The organism is Collinsella sp. AM36-4AA, assembly GCF_003467795.1.
Lineage (GTDB): Bacteria > Actinomycetota > Coriobacteriia > Coriobacteriales > Coriobacteriaceae > Collinsella.
In genome coordinates this window covers 1-16,502 of the sequence record NZ_QSHS01000037.1, presented here as the reverse complement: position 1 = coordinate 16,502, position 16,502 = coordinate 1, and the positions used below count along the sequence as shown (strand labels likewise).

Below are 16,502 nucleotides of genomic sequence, written 5' to 3'. Positions count from 1 at the left end.
CTTGTGTCCAAGAAATGGGAGGCAGTTCACACTACGTGCGACGGGGGTTCTTTCGTCCTGCGGAGTGTCCGCGAAGGTTAGCCCTCAGATCCTGCTACGACTACGTCCTCGGATTGTGGGGCTGAATGAAGGACGTGGCTGTGGGGGTGCCTTGTCCCGGTCGCTGTTTCGCGCTTTGCGCGAAACATCGCAGCACTTTGGGCATAGTGGGGGAGTTGGTTGTCGCTGCCTTCTATCCCCTTGCTGTTTCGCGCCTTTGGCGCGAAAGGCGCAGTACTTTGGGCGTGGGGGCTGGCTTGCGGACTCAGATGACCTAGAGAGATATGGGTGCAAACGAGAAATCGTTGTTGGGGTCGTCCTTTTCCATAAACTCATCGAGACAGAATGTCATATAGATTGGAACGTAAAGGATCTTGCCCTCTTTGCAAAGGTTTTCGTGGCTCAGCACAACGGCCTCGGGAATTTTGTACTCGCCCACACTCATCAAACGGTCGAGGGCTGCATGTGCTCGAACTTTCTTGCCCGATTTGACTTCGATTGGGACAACATGCCCGCGGGCACCTTCGATTACAAAGTCGACTTCACCGACCTCACGCGTTTGGTAGTACCACGTATCTGCTCCGAGGGCAACGAGTTCCTGTGCGACCACGTTCTCATAGAGGCCGCCGAGGTTGGGGGTTTTCATGTCAAGGTAGACGGCGCGTGCCGTGCTGCCGGGATACCGCGATGCGAGCATACCTGTATCGGACTCGTATAGTTTAAAGGCCGTCGTTTTCTCCGTCCTCTTGAGAGGACTTCGTGCCTCCGTCACCTGGGGGACCATCAATCCAACGCCTGCGTTCACCAGCCATAGGAAATCCTGCTCGTATTTTTGAAGACGAGCTCCCTCGCCTAGAGACGAGACGATAAAGCGATGGGACTCCGCCTCAAGCTGAACGGGAATTTGCTCGAAAATGGAGCGAACGTTAAACGCTCGAGTCGATGCATATTTAGAGATATCGCTTTTGTACTGATCGACTAGCTGAATTTGAAGCTCACGCGTTCTCACGAGCGAATAGCCCGAATCGATATAGTTCTGAACGACCTCCGGCATGCCGCCGCAAACGATATAAGCTCTAAAGTTTTTGAGCATCGCCTCATGAATAAAATTTTCGACGGGACGCCTCTCGACAAGGCAGCTGCGGATGTCTGCAAGCACATTCTCGCTGATGCTGTTTGCCCAACAAAACTCTTCAAAATCCATTGGCCGCATAACAATGTGCTCGACATACCCCACCGGGAAAGAAGAGATCCCCTTAAACTCAGTCCCAAGCATAGACCCCGAGAAGACATAGCTAAAGCGTCCGTCCTCGACCAGCGCCTTCATAAGTGTAACGATCTGCGGATACTCCTGAATCTCATCGACGAAGATAAGCGTGTCTCCTTCAACAAGCGGTGCATCCGCAAGAAGGGCCACACGGTTGATGAAGTCAATGGAGTTCTTAGCGCCAACAAGTACGTCTCTTGCCTCGGCATCAAGTAGCAGATTGACCTCATAATACGAAGCGTAGTTGCTCTTTCCAAACGCGCGAATCGCATAGCTCTTGCCAATCTGACGCGCACCGGTAACAAGCAGGGCCTTATGGGAGTTATTCTTCCAGCTCAAAAGCCTATCAGTGACCTTGCGGCGTAGCATTAAAACACCTCATTGACAAAAATTGGCAAATAGATTTGCCCCTAATCATACAAAAATTGACAAATAGATTTGACCCAAATCATACAAAAATTGGCAAATAGCAAAGCTCACTTAGGCCTCAAAGCCAGCGAACCAGCACGGTACTTTGCGAAAAGGCTGGCGGCGCCGTTGTTGAGGGTGGCCAGGTTGACAGTGGCGCCGTTAGCGTTCTCGGCTGCTTGGGCGCGCAGGAGCGAAAGGGCGTCGGCAGCGTTCATGCAGAAGCCGACGGTAAAGTTCCATACTGCGAACTCGCAGTCGCTTGCCGCGGGGTGAAGCGCGATCGGCTATCCCTTATGTTGGATGAAAAGCCCCATGTTTTTGCAGGGGTGCATACTCGTCAAATTAATGTATAGAATCGCGTATAGTGCGAGTAAGATATTGCGCTGTCCGTTTTGTGTTTAGCAAAGATATAGTTTGCATAATCTGGTCTAATCCCTGCTCTATTTAAATAAAGTTGCACGTAAATGGCGTAGATATGCCTGAACTGGGCTTCTTTACGCTGAGCGGGTAAAATCGACCGTTCGCCGCTTAGGTATTTTCAAAATGAATAAAATGAGCGATAAAGAGAATATAAACCTTAATAAACTCGCGTATCGCACGGACGCGGGTTATTAATGGGTTGTAGGCCTTTTACAGAAAGGATTCCAGCAATGTCTAAGCCTCTTGGCAAGCCCGATCGTATTGTCGTCGCCCTCGGCGGCAACGCCCTCGGCAACAACCCCGTCGAGCAGATCGAGGCCGTGAGCAACACCGCCCACGCTCTCCTTGGTCTTATCGAGCAGGGCAACGAGATCATCATCACCCACGGCAACGGCCCGCAGGTCGGCATGATCCAGAACGCCTTCGCCGCTGCCCACGATGCCATCGGTACCCCCGAGATGCCGCTGCCCGAGTGCGGCGCCATGTCCCAGGGCTACATTGGTTATCACCTGCAGCAGGGCATCGGCCGCGAGATGCACAAGCGCTATAAGCGTTGGCACGCCGCCACCGTCGTCACCCAGATCGAGTGCGATCCCGACGATCCCGCGTTCAAGAACCCGACTAAGCCGATCGGTCCCTTCTACACCGAGGAGCAGGCCAAGGAGTTCATGGCCGAGGATCCCTCCAAGGTCTTCGTCGAGGATTCCGGCCGCGGCTGGCGTCGCGTCGTCGCTTCTCCCGATCCCAAGAAGATCGTCGAGGCTGACTCCATCCTCAACCTGCTCGACAACGAGTTCATCGTCATCGCCTGCGGTGGCGGCGGCATCCCCGTCGTCCGCGACTACGAGAACAAGGGCTGCTACAAGGGCGTTCCCGCCGTCATCGACAAGGACCTGGGCGGCGAGCTGCTGGCCGAGGACTGCGACGCCGACGTTCTGTTCCTGCTGACCGCCGTTGAGCATGTCGCCATCAACTTTGGCAAGCCCAACCAGGAGGAGCTCGAGGACCTCACCGCCGACGAGGCCGAGCGTCTGGCCGACGAGGGTCAGTTCGGCAAGGGCTCCATGGAGCCCAAGGTCCGCGCCGCCATCAAGTTCGCCCGCTCCCGCAAGGGCCGCACCTGCATCATCGGCGCCCTGGACAAGGCCGCCGAGACCATGGCCGGCCTCTCCGGTACCCGCATCCACGAGTAGTCTCTACTCTGTTGCCTCTCTCGTGGGCGCCAGGCAAAGTGCCCACAAACTAGCCTCTCTTCATGAGCCCCGCAGTCCGCTCCGGCTGCGGGGCTTTTGCTATTCACCTAGTCATTGGGGACATTCTTAAACGACTAGTAGTAGGCCCACATGGCTTCGACTTCGTTAAGGACCTCTACGACGCCCCAGCGGCGGGCGCTGCGGCTGGCCGAGTTGGGATCGAAGACTTCAATCTGGTCGGCGTCGTCAATACCGTAAAGCACAATGTAGTGGCCCACGTTGGTAAAGGTGCCCGGCCGAACGGCGGCGATGACGGGCGCTCCCGAACGTAGCGCCTGAGTCATCGAGTCGCGATCGTTATGAAGCTCCGTTCCGTTAAGTCCCAACTGCCACGCACCGCTCGTCATAAACGACCATTCGGTTGCACCGGTGGGGGCGTAATTGCCTGCCTCGGAAAGCGCGCACATATCGACGGGAGTCATATCGGTGCGTCCCGTCTTAAAGATATAGACCATGGTGAGGCACGTAGGCCCGCAAGCATTTTGGCGGATGGTACCGCCGGCGTAAGGCAGCTCCGACCATGCAGGGTCGATCTGATAGATATGGGGCATCGTGCCGGCTTGCCATTGCGAGCGCGGGGTCGAAAAGGCGAAAGAATAACCGGGCGCGACGGGGGCCTTGAGCAGCTTGTCCTCGGCGGTGGGCTCGAGACCGGCCGAGCCGTGGGACATACAGGAGCTCATAAGCACAAAGACCAGACAGATGAGGATAGAGCACAGTGCGAGGCAAAGCTGACGAGCCGGCAGGGCGGGGGCATTCACGAACGATGTCGAGCGGTAGGGCTTGCCGTCGCGTCCGCCTTGGGGATGCGAAAAGAAGCGGTTGATATGGATGCCGGGCTGACGTGCGCCGTTGCGGCGCAGTTGCGGAACCTCGGCTTGGCGCTGTCGAGTGCGCGCGCCCAAGCGGCTATCTTGCTGTGCGCTTGTGCCCGTGCTCGGACGGCCACTCTGCCGTGTTCCGTTTGTCTGCTGCCGAGACGAAGACCTGGGTTGCTCTTGAGGGCGTTGCGGATTGCTGCTCGTGGCACTTCTGGGCGTCGGCGTGGTGCGGCCAGCAAGGCGAACGCTTTGTCGCCGTTGATCACCGTCGTTGTATCCGTATGCCATTCGTACCGCCTTGTCTCATGTATAACCTGTCTATCCTACAAAAAAGATGTGCAACAAATGGGTCCGCGCGTCAAAAGCTCGGTAAACGGTACGAAAGGCGCAAAACACACGGCCTCAAAAACATCTCTCTATGCGTCCGATGAGCGTACGCCCGTCGGACGGGCGACAACAATGAGCGGCAAACCGTGCCGTTCGTCCCAAAAACGGCGCCGCTCGTTTTGCGGTTCTGCCTTCGGTCGAGCCGCAAGCGGCGCTGCTGTGCCAAGGCCGTATCTTAAAGCCACGAAATAAAAGCGCGCGGCAAAACAGACCGTGCAAGGGGTGACGTCAAAGAGGCGTCAATAAGGAAAGGAGGGGAACAATGGCGGACAAGAACGCAGAAGTTGCAGTCGAAGGTAACGGTGGCATGAAGAAAACGCTCTCGCTCTGGAACTTCTTCACCATCGGTTTCGGTGCCATCATCGGTACCGGTTGGGTTCTGCAGGTCGGCGACTGGATGGTCGTGGGCGGCGGTCCCGTTCCCGCTATGATCGCATTCCTCTTGGGTGCAATCTTTCTCGTGCCCGTCGGAGCTGTTTTCGGTGAGCTCACGGCTGCTATCCCCATCTCGGGCGGCATCGTCGAGTATGTCGATCGTAGCTTTGGCCGTACGATGAGCTACATCACCGGCTGGCTCCTGGCCCTGGGCAACGGCATCCTGTGCCCGTGGGAGGCCATCGCCATCTCGACCCTCGTGTCCGAGATGTTCGGCAGCCTGCCCGGCCTTGAGTGGCTGCGCGCCGTCAAGCTCTACACCATCCTGGGCGCCGACGTTTACCTGTTCCCGACGCTGATCGCGCTCGGCTTTGCAACCTACGTCATCTTCCTCAACTTCCGCGGTGCCAGCTCGGCCGCCAAGCTGCAGGCCTTCCTGACCAAGGCCCTGCTCTGCGGCATGCTGCTCGCCATGGGCGTCTCGCTGTTCACCGGCTCGCCTGACAACGCCATGCCCGTGTTCTCCCAGGTCACCGGTGCTGGCGGCGGCAAGCCTGCTACCGAGGGCACCAGCCTGTTCGCCGGTATCGTTTCGGTCCTGGTTCTGACCCCGTTCTTCTACGCCGGCTTCGACACCATTCCTCAGCAGGCTGAGGAAGCAGCCGAGGGCCTCAACTGGAACAAGTTCGGTAAGATCATCTCCCTGGCCCTGCTGGCCGCCGGCGGCTTCTACATGGTCTGCATCTACTCGTTCGGCACCATCCTCGACTGGCATGAGTTTGTTAAGAGCCCGGTTCCCGCGCTTGCCTGCCTCAAGGGCATCAATATGCTCCTGTACCTAGCCATGCTCGTCATCGCCACGCTTGGACCCATGGGCCCGATGAACTCCTTCTACGGCGCCACGAGCCGCATCATGCTCGCCATGGGGCGCAAGGGCCAGCTGCCCGAGAAGTTCGCCGAGGTCGATCCCAAGTCCGGCGCTCCCAAGCTCGCCTGCGTCGTTCTGGGCGTCATCACCGTCGTCGGTCCGTTCTTGGGCAAGAACATGCTCATCCCTCTGACCAACGTGTCGGCTCTCGCCTTCATCTTCTCCTGCGGCATGGTCGCTCTCGCTTGCCTGCGCATGCGCTTCACCGAGCCCGACCTGCCTCGTCCCTACGAGGTGCCCGGCGGCAAGTTTGGCATCAGCCTCGCTATCGTTGCCTGCGGCACCATCATTGGCCTGCTCGTGATCCCGTTCTCTCCCGCCTCCCTCAACATGGTGGAGTGGAGCATCGTGATCGGCTGGCTGGCTATTGGCCTGGCCCTCATGGCCTTCACCAATTCCCGCAAAAAATAACGCCTAGCCGGGGCGGATCGGGTGCGCGGAACCCTCTCTTCCGCGCACCGAACCCGGCACCACTTGGGTAGTTTTGTGAGGCCTTAACCCAACGCGGCCTCGCCCACTATATGGATCCATAAGGAGGAACCATGTCCACTAAGTATGCAATCGTTGGCGGCAAGCTCATCGACGGTACCGGTGCCGAGCCGGTCGAGAACTCCCTCGTTCTCGTCGACGACAATGGCAAGATCGAGTATGCCGGTGTCATGCAGGACCTTCCCGAGGGCGTTGAGGTTATCGACGCGGCCGGCAAGACCGTCCTTCCCGGCCTGATCGACACCCACCTGCACTTCTCGGGCAACCTGACCGACGATGACACCGACTGGGTCATGCAGCCGCTCCTCGAGAAGCAGGCCGTCGCCGTCAAGCAGGCCTACGACTGCCTCACCCACGGTCTCACCACCGTCTGCGAGATCGGCCGCTTTGGTATCCAGATCCGCGACTGCATCGACAAGGGCGTCTTCAAGGGCCCGCGCGTTCTGGCCACCGGCCTCGGCTTCTGCCGCGTTGCCGGCCACGGCGACTCCCACCACTGCAGCCAGCAGCTCAACAAGGAATCGCACCCCTGGGGCGACCAGGTCGACGGTCCTTGGGATCTGCGCAAGGCCGTCCGTCGTCGCCTGCGCGAGAACCCCGATGCCATCAAGATCTGGGCTACCGGTGGCGGCATCTGGCGCTGGGACTCCGGTCGCGACCAGCACTACTGCTCCGAGGAGATCCAGGCCGTGGTCGAAGAGGCAAAGATGGTCGGCATCCCCGTGTGGAGCCACTGCTACAACAACCACGCCGCTGCCTACGATTCCGTTCGCTTTGGCTGCGAGCAGCTGATTCACGGCTTCGATATCGATGAGCGCACCATGGACCTCATGGCCGAGCAGGGCACCTTCTTCACCCCGACGATCGCCTTCCTGCCCACCTGGTACGCCACCTATCCGCCCGTCTACGTCCCCGAGCTGCACGACAAGTACGAGGGCACCCTGGTCGAGAAGGAGCTGCAGCGCAACTACGACTGCCTGCGCGAGGCCAAGAAGCGCGGCGTCGTCATGACGATCGGCTCCGACTCCTTCTCCTTCGTCACCCCGTACGGCACCTGCTCCATCGAGGAGATGTACGAGTTTGTCGACAAGATCGGCTTCACCCCGGTCGAGACCATCACCTGTGCCACCCTCAACGGTGCCAAGATGTGCCACATCGAGGACGAGACCGGTTCCATCGAGGCCGGCAAGTGCGCCGACCTGCTGGTCGTCAACGGTGACGTCGCCGCCGACATCCACGTGCTCAACACCGACAACATGGACGTCATCATGAAGGACGGCTGGATCGTCGAGGCTGGCACCTTTGGCGAGGCCAACAAATACAGCGCCTAAGATACCGTTTGTCGATGGCTGGATGTAAAACACAGTTTTTGATTGCATAATGCAATGGAGAGGGTCGCTTGCGGCCCTCTTTATTGCTATGGGTGCGGTAGATAAAAGGGGATGACGGTGGATTTAAACAGGCTGATTCTGGGCAAGAGCTACAACTCTACCAAGGTCTTTCGTACGGCCCAGCATGTGGTCCAGGCCATCTTGCTCGGTATTGTCGTTCCGCTGCTTATCCTGCTGCTCATCTGGGATCTAACCGATAATCCCAATCCCGTTCCGGCCGTTGTCGTCATTGCCGGCTTGGTCATGCTATGCTTCTTCTTCTCGTACGTCTTTGTCGTTCCCGACGACCTCACGTCGAGCGCTACCGACCGCACGCTCGCCATCGCATCGAAAATATTCGCCTATACGTCGCGAGGCCTTACGCCCGAAGCGGCCCTGGGCGCTTCCAAAATCATCCTTTCCGAGACCATTGCCTCGGCCATCTGCTTTACCGACGGCAAGCAGGTGCTGGCGAGCTGGGGCGAGGACTCGGCAAAATGCCCTGCGGGCACTCCGGTTGTGCTGCGGACTACGCTCAACGTGATCAACAGCGGTGAACAAAGCGTGTTCTCGCGCGATGCCTCGACCGAGACGGGTGGCTACTTTCCGCGCCTGCGCGCCGGTATTGTCGCACCGCTTACCGTGCGCGGGCATTGCGTGGGCACGCTCGAGCTGTATTATCCCCGTCTGAGCAGCATCGATATGCGCCAGACGGCGCTTGCCTCGGGCTTTGCCGACCTCATTTCCACGCAGCTTGCAAGCTTTGAGCTCGAGCGCCAGGACGAGCTTACGGCCCGCGTGGAGCTGCGCGCCTTGCAATCGCAGGTCGATCCTCATTTTCTATTCAATACCATCAGCACCATCGTGTCGCTCGTACGTACCGAGCCGGACAAGGCCAGGTCGCTGCTGATCGACTTTTCCAATTACTACCGTCAGACGCTTTCTGATTCCGATACCCTCACAACGCTCGAGCACGAGGTGGAACAGGGCACTCGCTATATCAATCTAATGCAGGCTCGTTATGGCGACGGCCGTCTGCGCGTCTCGGTCGATATCGACTTTGAGGTGCGCGATTGCATGGTGCCGCCGTTTATCTTGCAGCCGTTGCTCGAAAACTGCATCAAGCACGCGCAGCGCGAGACCGAGCCGCTTTCTATTCATGTTAGGGCTTTTGAGACCGATGACGGTTTGGAGATCATCGTCGAGGACGACGGCATCGGTATGAGCGAAGAGGTCTGCGCACATCTGTTTGAGCAGCATCGCCTGGAGGAGCCCGAGAGCATTACCGCCGACGGCTCCGTCAAGCGAGGTTGCGGCCTGGCGCTCTTCAACGTGCTTCAGCGCATCCATTTCTTTTACGGAGAAGATTCCGGCATGCGCGTGAAGTCCCAGGAGGGCGTGGGAACGCAGGTCATCGTCGAGCTGAACGGCGAGCCGCATGAGCCCGCGCCGTTGACGGCGTAGCACGCGGTTGGATTGAGAGAAAAAGAGGGGAAGCACATATGTCCGAAGGCTGGAACATCTTGGTGGTTGATGACGAGCCCCCAATTAGGGCTGAGCTACGCTATCTATTGGAAAAGGATACGCGTGTGGGTCATATTGCCGAGGCGGGCAATGTCACCGAAGCCGTGGAGTCGATTCTGTCGAACAAGCCCGACGTGTTGTTTTTAGACATTACCATGCCCGGTCGCTCGGGAATTGAGCTTGCCGAGACGCTGCAGAACCTAAAGACGCCGCCGGTCGTGGTGTTTGTGACGGCATTTGCCGAGTATGCGGCTGATGCCTATAACCTCGATGCCGTCGATTATGTCGTCAAGCCGGTTGAGGACGCACGCCTGTCAAAGGCACTCGACAAGATCGAGGCGGCCTTGGGCGTCCGTCGTGTTATCCACGCTCCGCGCCAGCCTTTGCGTCTGACGGTGGACCGCGGGGGCAAAAAGGTGTTCATTCCCGCCGCAGACGTTTGCTACTTTGAGGCGCGCGCCGATTTTTGCAACGCCATCTGCGCCGAGGGAACGTACCTGATCAATGAGTCGATCTCTTCGCTCGAGCGTCGCTTGGACTCCGAGGGCTTTATTCGCGTTCATCGCAGCTACCTGGTCAATTTGGAAGACGTGCACAATGTTGAGATTGGCTCCACGGGGTTGATGGAGCTCAGGCTCGACCGCGTGAACTCGACGGTACCGGTGTCCCGTCGTCGTGCCGCCGAGGTCAAGTCGCACCTGGGGCTTGCGTAAGAGGCTTGCGTGCTGTCGTTTACCATCGCAGGTTTGGCATGGGCGCGCGGTGGGCATAATGGGTGGCATCGAATGAAATCGAAAGGATCATTATGCCCGCGCTTATCACCCATCATCTGTTTGGCGAGGAAAGCATCGACCGTCTTCCGCAGGGCGTCATCACGTCCGATGAAGAGCGCATTGCCTTTATCTTGGGCAACCAAGGCCCCGACCCGTTTTTCTTTCACATTCTGACACCGCGTGTTTCCGACTGCACGCTGCTGGCGCAGGTCATGCATCGGTCGCGCATGTCTCGCCAGTTCGCGTGCCTGCGCGACGGCGTGTCGCATCTGCTGCCGCGCGATGCCAGCTTGGGTCGTGCCTTTGCGCTGGGCCTGCTGTCTCATTACGTGCTCGACCGCAACGCTCACCCCTTTGTCTATGAGCAGCAGTTTGGCATCGTGGAGTCCGATTCAGAGCTTGAGGATTCGAGCAGTCAGGTCCATGCCGTGATCGAGAGCGACCTGGATGTACTGATGCTGCAGCTTAAACGCGATGGCGCTACGGTCGACGATTACCCGCCGGCGGGCGAGATCGTCACCACCGATCGCATCAATCGCGTGGCCGGCGTGCTGATGAGCTATGTTGCCGGACGCGTGTACGGCATTGACATTCCGGCGGGGGAGTACGGTGCTGCCGTTGCCAATATGCAGCGACTTTACCGCGCGATTGAGCCGGCCGGCTCCGCAAAGACGCGCGCGATCTCGCTGGTTGAGGGCTTGGTGCACGACTACTCGCTGCTCGACGGCCTTGCGCACCGCGTGACGACCGAGCTGCCCGAGCGTACCGGCAACCTGGGCCACTTGGCATGGAAGAACCCCTTTACCGATGAAGTCTCGACCGAGAGCTTCCCCGAGGTCTTTGACCGCGCGCTGCTCGATTACGAGTGCACGGTTGCCCGCTTTATCGAGACCGGCGATATGGAAGCCGTGACCAACCATGTCAATTACAGCGGTCGCGTGCTCAATGCCGATGAGGAGTTCGACCGCGAGGAATAGGGCTCATGCGTGCCCCTTTGCCGAATCCTTACCGGTGCTTCTGGACAATTGGGGTACGATGAACTAACTGCATATCGGGCAAATACGAAGGGTCCCTGTCCATGAAATACACCAAGCTCGAGCGTAACTGGGTTATGTACGATGTGGGCAATTCGGCCCTCGTGCTGCTCAATACCTCGGTGGTGCCCATTTACTTTAACGCCATCAATACCGGCGCTTCCTCGGCCGACCTGGTGGTCGCTTGGGGCAATGCGCAGACGATCGCCTCGCTGGTCATCGCCATGCTCATGCCCATTCTGGGCGCACTTGCCGACTACGCCGGCAACAAGATCAAGTTCTTCTTGGGCTTCTTCCTCACGGGCCTGGTGCTTTGCCTGGCGCAGGCTATCCCAATGTCTGCCATGGCATTTTTGACCGTGTACGTGCTGTGCACCATCGGCCTTAACTCTTCTATGACGTTCTACGACGCCATGCTGCCTGACATTACCACCGACGAGCGCATGGACGCCGTGTCCAGCTCGGGTTATGCCTGGGGCTACATCGGTTCCACCGTGCCGTTCGTCATCTGCCTGGCGCTCATCATGGGTGGCCCCGCTCTTGGCATCCCCACCATGCTGGCAACGCGTCTGTCGTTTATCATCACTGGTGCCTGGTGGCTCATCTTTACCCTGCCGCTCATTCGCACCTATAAGCAAAAGTACGGTCGCGAGCGCGGTCCCGAGGACACCATCGGCCACATCGTGGGCGGTGTGTTCTCCGAGGTCGGACACACCATGCGCGAGATTGCCCACAATAAGACCGTGCTGGTCTACATGATCGCGTTCTTCTTCTATATCGACGGTGTGCACACGGTCATTTCCATGGCCACCAGTTACGGATCGGCCTTGGGCATCGATTCGACGCAGCTGGTGCTGGCGCTGCTCGTTACGCAGTTCGTGGCCTTTCCGTCCGCCATCATCTACGGCAAGCTCGCCGGACGCGTGGGCACGCTCAACATGATCCTGGTGGCGGTCGCCGCCTACATGGGGATTGTGCTGTTCGCCGCGTTCTTCCTAAAGACCGCCTTTGAATTCTGGGTGCTTGCCATTATGGTCGGCCTGTTCCAGGGCGGTGTGCAGGCGCTCAGCCGTAGCTACTTTGGCCGCATTATCCCCAAGGAAAAGTCCAACGAGTACTACGGCTTCTTTGACATCTTTGGTCGTTATGCAAGCGTTATGGGCACCTTCCTGGTGTCGGTCGTCACCTCGCTGACCGGCAACCCGTCGCTGGGCGTCCTTTCCATTGGCGTGCTGCTGGTCGTTGGCTTTATGCTACTGGTCCGCCTGTCCCGCATGACTCGGGCGGCAGAGCATGCCGCATAGGAGCGAGCGGCTATTGTGCCTGTCCACGGTACTCTTTTGGGGTTATCCGCAATAAACATTGCGACTTGCGAGCAATGATTTGCCCAAGTGGGTATGATGGAATCAGCTAGGTCGCGGGGCGTCGCCTGTGTTTGGCGGCGTCCCGTTTTTGTGTTGCAGGGAGGGTAAGGCATGAACGCCACGGTCGTGATTCCAACGTATTGGGCGGGCGATGACGCTTGCGCAAACGCCCCTGGCACCTATGACCATTCGACGCGACTCAACGCAGACAATCCCGAACTCGACCGCTGCCTGGCCTCGCTTGAGCAGGTGTGCGACATCCCGCGCATCATCCTTTTGGTGGTCTGTCCTGTTTCTGCCACAGCCGATGTGTCGCTGCGCGTGCACGAGATTGTCGACGCGCATCCCACGCTCAAGGTCACCGTTGTCACCAACACCCAGGCCTCGCGCATCGCAGACCGGGTTGCTCAGATCGCGCCCAAGGGTTCGGGCGAGTGCGTGAGCCTGCGAGGCTACGGTGCCATCCGCAACATGGGGCTAGCCTGTGCCGCTGTGCTGGGGCATGACGCGGTTATCTTTTTGGATGACGATGAGACTGTCATCGACGCCGACTTTATGAAGCGCGCGACCTATGCGTTGGGGCAGCAGACGCGTCAGGGCTTGCCGATCTTGGTCAAGAGCGGCTATTTCTACGATCGCGACGGCTCGCCGCTGGCTCCCACGGACAAGGCGGGCATCTGCCATCGTTGGTGGACCAAGCGCATCGAGTTCAACCGTTGGATGAAAAAGGCGCTCTCGGGCACCCGCATCTCGCGCTCCAACTACGTGTGCGGCGGCCTGATGGCCCTGCACGCCCGCGCCTTTACGCGTGTGGCCTTTGACCCGTTTATCACCCGCGGCGAGGACTTGGATTACCTCTTTAACATGCGTATGTTTGGCTACGACGTGTGGTTTGATAACGAGTGGACCGTGCGCCATCTGCCTCCGGAGTCCGAAAAGCGCTCACCGCGCTTTATGCAGGATGTATACCGTTGGTACTACGAACGGGCCAAGTTGACGTTCGCCGCGCATCAAAAGGAGCTCATCCCCGTTACGGCGGCATCGCTCATGCCCTACCCGGGCCCGTGGATTTCGCGCGAGCTCGACGACCGCGTGCGCAAGACCGCTATGGTCCGCAGCGTGTTTACCCGCGAGCATGAGGGCTACCTGCGCATTTGGCGCCATGGTATCGGCGAGGCAAAGGCCTATGCGCGCCAAAACGCTGCAAGCTACCTGCGTTTCCAGAGCTTTTGGCCCAAGATCATGGACGGGCTTTGGCGTGACGCACAACTGATCAGTATCCTGGAGGGGGCCGAATGATCGACCGCCGCGCCCAGCGCGATAGTTCAATATCAATCTTTCGCATCATTGCCGTTGCATGCGCCATTTGCGTGCTGGTGTACTTTATTTTTGCCTTGGTGACCGGTATCGAGCCGATCGCCACGGTGATTGCCTGCGCGCTGCTGTGCATCTTTCTGTGCATCTTTATCTTTTTGACGCTCAATCCCGATTCGGTGCGCTCCCAGTACACCGAGGAGACGCTCTCGGTGGCCTCGGCCATGCTCGAGGACATTAAGGGCGGTCTGACGCAGGAGTCGGCGCGTTTGGTGTGCCGGCGCATTTTGCCCGAGACGCGCGCCATGACGGTGGCCATCACCGACGAGGACAACGTGCTTGCCTGCGCGGGCGAGTTTGAGGAAAAACTGCTGCCCGATACTCCCATCCACACGCTTGCCACACGCTACGTTATCGAACATGGCATCGTGCAATCGTTCAACCGTATGGTGGATGTCGTGGGCTCGGACGGCTCGCACAACCAAGTCCCCGCCGGCATTATCGCCCCCATCAAGGTGGGCGATCGTACCGTCGGCACGCTCAAGTTCTACTACAAGACCCCGCGCGCCGTCGACCGTACCCAGTACGCGCTTGCCTCGGGCTTTGCCGAGATCTTGTCCACGCAGCTCGCCATCCACGAGCTCGAGGTGCAAAAGGAACTCACAGCGCGCGCCGAGGTGCGTGCGCTGCAGGCGCAGATTAACCCGCACTTCCTGTTCAACACGCTGAACACCATTGCATCGTTTACGCGCACCGACCCGCTGCGGGCCCGCGAACTGCTTCGTGAGTTCTCATCGTTCTATCGCGCCACGCTCGACAACTCGGGATCGCTTATTCCGGTCTCGCGCGAGGTCGCACAGACCAAGCGCTACCTTACCTTTGAGAAGGCCCGCTTTGGCGAGGACCGCGTGCTTGCGACGTTCGATGTGTCCGAGGACGTGGAAGATACGCTGGTGCCGGCGTTCGTGATCCAGCCGATTGTCGAGAACGCCGTGCGTCATGGTATGGGCGATGACGACGCCCTGAGGATCGACGTGACCGTTCACCAAGACGGCGAGGATGCAATCTTGATTGCCGTGGCCGATAATGGCGTGGGCATGGATGAGGGTACCGCCGCCAGACTGTTTGACGAGCGCTCTGCCCGTCCCGACGCCAGCTCTCCTCAGGGTGGCGGCGCCGGTGTGGCCATGCACAATATTTCGGAGCGCATCCATCGCTTTTTTGGGCCGCACTCCTATACGCGTGTCGAATCGGCGCCGGGCAAGGGCACCAAAGTGCTCCTTCATCTTGATTTGTCAGAGAGCATCTTTGACATTCAAGAGTAAAATAAAAAGCTACGGGCTCAACGTCATGCGACGGACGCCCGGCGTAGTTAGTTGACGAAAGGTTTTATCCCTATGCTGCGTGCGATGATTGTGGATGATGAGGCGCCGGCTCGCTCGGAGCTTCGCTTCCTGCTCGAGCAAACGGGCAAGATCGGCACGATCACGGAGGCGTCGAGCGTCCGCTCCGCCATCGAGATGCTTATGGAAAGTCGCGTGGATGTCGTGTTTCTCGATATCTCGATGCCCGGTGCCTCGGGCCTGCAACTTGCCGAGGCGCTGCATAAGCTCAAAAATCCGCCGGCGATCGTGTTTGTGACTGCGTATAGCGACCATGCGGTCGAGGCATTCGACGTCGATGCCGTCGATTATCTGATGAAGCCTGTCGAGGAAGCTCGCTTGGATCGCGCGATCGAGAAGGTCATGCAACGCGCCAAGCCGGTTACGGACAGCAAAGTGACCATCGAGCGTATCCCGGTGGAAAAGGGCGGCCGCAAGGTGCTCATTCCCGTGGATGACATCCGCTTTATCATGGCAAAGGACGATTACTCCTGCATCTATACCGTCGATGATCGCTTTTTGTCGACGACCTCGCTGGCGCAGTTTGAGGCCAAGCTCTGCGACTTTGGCTTCTTCCGTGTTCACCGCCGCTATATCGTCAACCTAGCGTGCGTCACGGACGTTGAGACGGTGCCCTCGGGCGCCATCCAGCTGGGCATTACGGGCGTCGACGAACGCGTGCCGGTTTCGCGCCGCCGCGTCGTGCCGCTCAAGAAGGCTCTGAGTCTCTAGCACACTGGCCCCGCAGCCCTGTAGACCCATCGTCTGCGGGGCCGTGGGGCCTTTTTTGTATGTATCTGCCGAATCGTTTTTTTGCGGAAGGGATCCCATGAACAGTGCAAGCGCCAAGCGTATCGACATCATCTCGGACACCCACGGCTATTTATCGCCTGCGCTCTTGGATGAGCTTGAGGGCGCAGATCTGATCATCCACGCCGGCGACCTCACGTCAGAGATGGACTACGAGCACCTATGCACCATCGCCCCCGTGCGGGCCGTCTTGGGCAACAACGATTACTACCGCGACTACGGTCCCGATGTAGACCGTCTTGCGCTCTTTACCTACGAAGGCCTCAAATTCGCCGTAGCCCATTACCGCGAAGACCTTCCGGTGGGATCCGTAGACGTAGCCATCAACGGCCACACCCACGTAACCAAAGAAGCCCAGGTGGGCCGCTGCCTAGTCCTCAACCCGGGCAGCGCCAGCTACCCCAGAGGCAGCCGAGGCCCCACTATGGCCAGAATGCTAGTAAAAGACGGCCATGTCATAAGTACCAAGTTTATTGACCTAGACTAACCGCAACAAAAACGGGGGATGCACAATGAACTGCACCCCAAAACTTGGACGGCT

Annotated in this window: 14 protein-coding genes; 11 read left to right on the top strand and 3 right to left on the bottom strand. The window is 58.8% G+C overall.

The window, feature by feature from the left end; all coding sequences use genetic code 11:
* Positions 1–313 precede the first annotated feature (313 nt).
* Both DW850_RS09590 and DW850_RS10225 read right to left on the bottom strand, forming a co-directional pair.
* Positions 314–1,675: an ATP-binding protein gene (locus DW850_RS09590; protein ID WP_089573252.1), complete on the bottom strand. Its 1,362-nt coding sequence runs from the start codon at positions 1,673–1,675 to the stop codon at positions 314–316.
* Between the two features lie 107 nt (positions 1,676–1,782).
* Complete coding sequence (locus DW850_RS10225; RefSeq protein WP_156333784.1) at positions 1,783–1,932, bottom strand: hypothetical protein; 150 nt, start codon at positions 1,930–1,932, stop codon at positions 1,783–1,785.
* Positions 1,933–2,367: 435 nt separating this feature from the next.
* Between DW850_RS10225 and arcC the strand changes: the two genes are divergently transcribed.
* The gene (gene arcC, locus DW850_RS09585) at positions 2,368–3,330 is read left to right on the top strand and encodes a carbamate kinase (protein ID WP_006235166.1); all 963 of its coding nucleotides are present in this window, start codon (positions 2,368–2,370) and stop codon (positions 3,328–3,330) included.
* A 134-nt stretch (positions 3,331–3,464) separates the two neighbouring features.
* Here arcC and DW850_RS10445 read toward each other — a convergent pair whose 3' ends face one another.
* Complete coding sequence (locus tag DW850_RS10445) at positions 3,465–4,295, bottom strand: C39 family peptidase (RefSeq protein WP_233540663.1); 831 nt, start codon at positions 4,293–4,295, stop codon at positions 3,465–3,467.
* Positions 4,296–4,860: 565 nt separating this feature from the next.
* Here DW850_RS10445 and DW850_RS09575 point away from each other — a divergent pair.
* The 10 genes from DW850_RS09575 to DW850_RS09530 all read left to right on the top strand — a co-directional run bounded on the left by DW850_RS09575 (position 4,861) and on the right by DW850_RS09530 (position 16,448).
* Positions 4,861–6,312 carry an APC family permease gene (locus tag DW850_RS09575; RefSeq protein ID WP_117786917.1) on the top strand — a complete coding sequence of 484 codons (1,452 nt, stop codon included), beginning with the start codon at positions 4,861–4,863 and terminating at the stop codon, positions 6,310–6,312.
* A gap of 131 nt (positions 6,313–6,443) precedes the next feature.
* Positions 6,444–7,721, top strand: coding sequence for an amidohydrolase family protein (locus DW850_RS09570; RefSeq protein WP_117786916.1), 1,278 nt, complete (start codon positions 6,444–6,446; stop codon positions 7,719–7,721).
* Positions 7,722–7,838: 117 nt separating this feature from the next.
* On the top strand, positions 7,839–9,224 hold the full coding sequence (locus DW850_RS09565; RefSeq protein WP_233540662.1) for a sensor histidine kinase: 1,386 nt from the start codon (positions 7,839–7,841) through the stop codon (positions 9,222–9,224).
* 38 nt (positions 9,225–9,262) lie between these two features.
* Positions 9,263–9,997 carry a LytTR family DNA-binding domain-containing protein gene (locus tag DW850_RS09560; RefSeq protein WP_117648125.1) on the top strand — a complete coding sequence of 245 codons (735 nt, stop codon included), beginning with the start codon at positions 9,263–9,265 and terminating at the stop codon, positions 9,995–9,997.
* Positions 9,998–10,089: 92 nt separating this feature from the next.
* Positions 10,090–11,034, top strand: coding sequence for a zinc dependent phospholipase C family protein (locus DW850_RS09555; protein ID WP_117634430.1), 945 nt, complete (start codon positions 10,090–10,092; stop codon positions 11,032–11,034).
* Positions 11,035–11,135: 101 nt separating this feature from the next.
* Positions 11,136–12,395, top strand: a complete 1,260-nt coding sequence (locus DW850_RS09550) for an MFS transporter (RefSeq protein ID WP_055252086.1) — start codon at positions 11,136–11,138, stop codon at positions 12,393–12,395.
* Positions 12,396–12,566: 171 nt separating this feature from the next.
* On the top strand, positions 12,567–13,754 hold the full coding sequence (locus tag DW850_RS09545; protein WP_117564949.1) for a glycosyltransferase: 1,188 nt from the start codon (positions 12,567–12,569) through the stop codon (positions 13,752–13,754).
* Positions 13,751–15,094: a histidine kinase gene (locus tag DW850_RS09540; RefSeq protein ID WP_117757814.1), complete on the top strand. Its 1,344-nt coding sequence runs from the start codon at positions 13,751–13,753 to the stop codon at positions 15,092–15,094. Before DW850_RS09545 ends, DW850_RS09540 begins: the two co-directional genes overlap by 4 nt.
* A gap of 72 nt (positions 15,095–15,166) precedes the next feature.
* Positions 15,167–15,883 (top strand): LytTR family DNA-binding domain-containing protein, encoded by a 717-nt coding sequence (locus tag DW850_RS09535; RefSeq protein WP_006235156.1) that lies wholly within the window; start codon positions 15,167–15,169, stop codon positions 15,881–15,883.
* A gap of 97 nt (positions 15,884–15,980) precedes the next feature.
* Complete coding sequence (locus tag DW850_RS09530) at positions 15,981–16,448, top strand: YfcE family phosphodiesterase (protein WP_117629725.1); 468 nt, start codon at positions 15,981–15,983, stop codon at positions 16,446–16,448.
* The last annotated feature ends 54 nt before the right edge of the window (positions 16,449–16,502 follow it).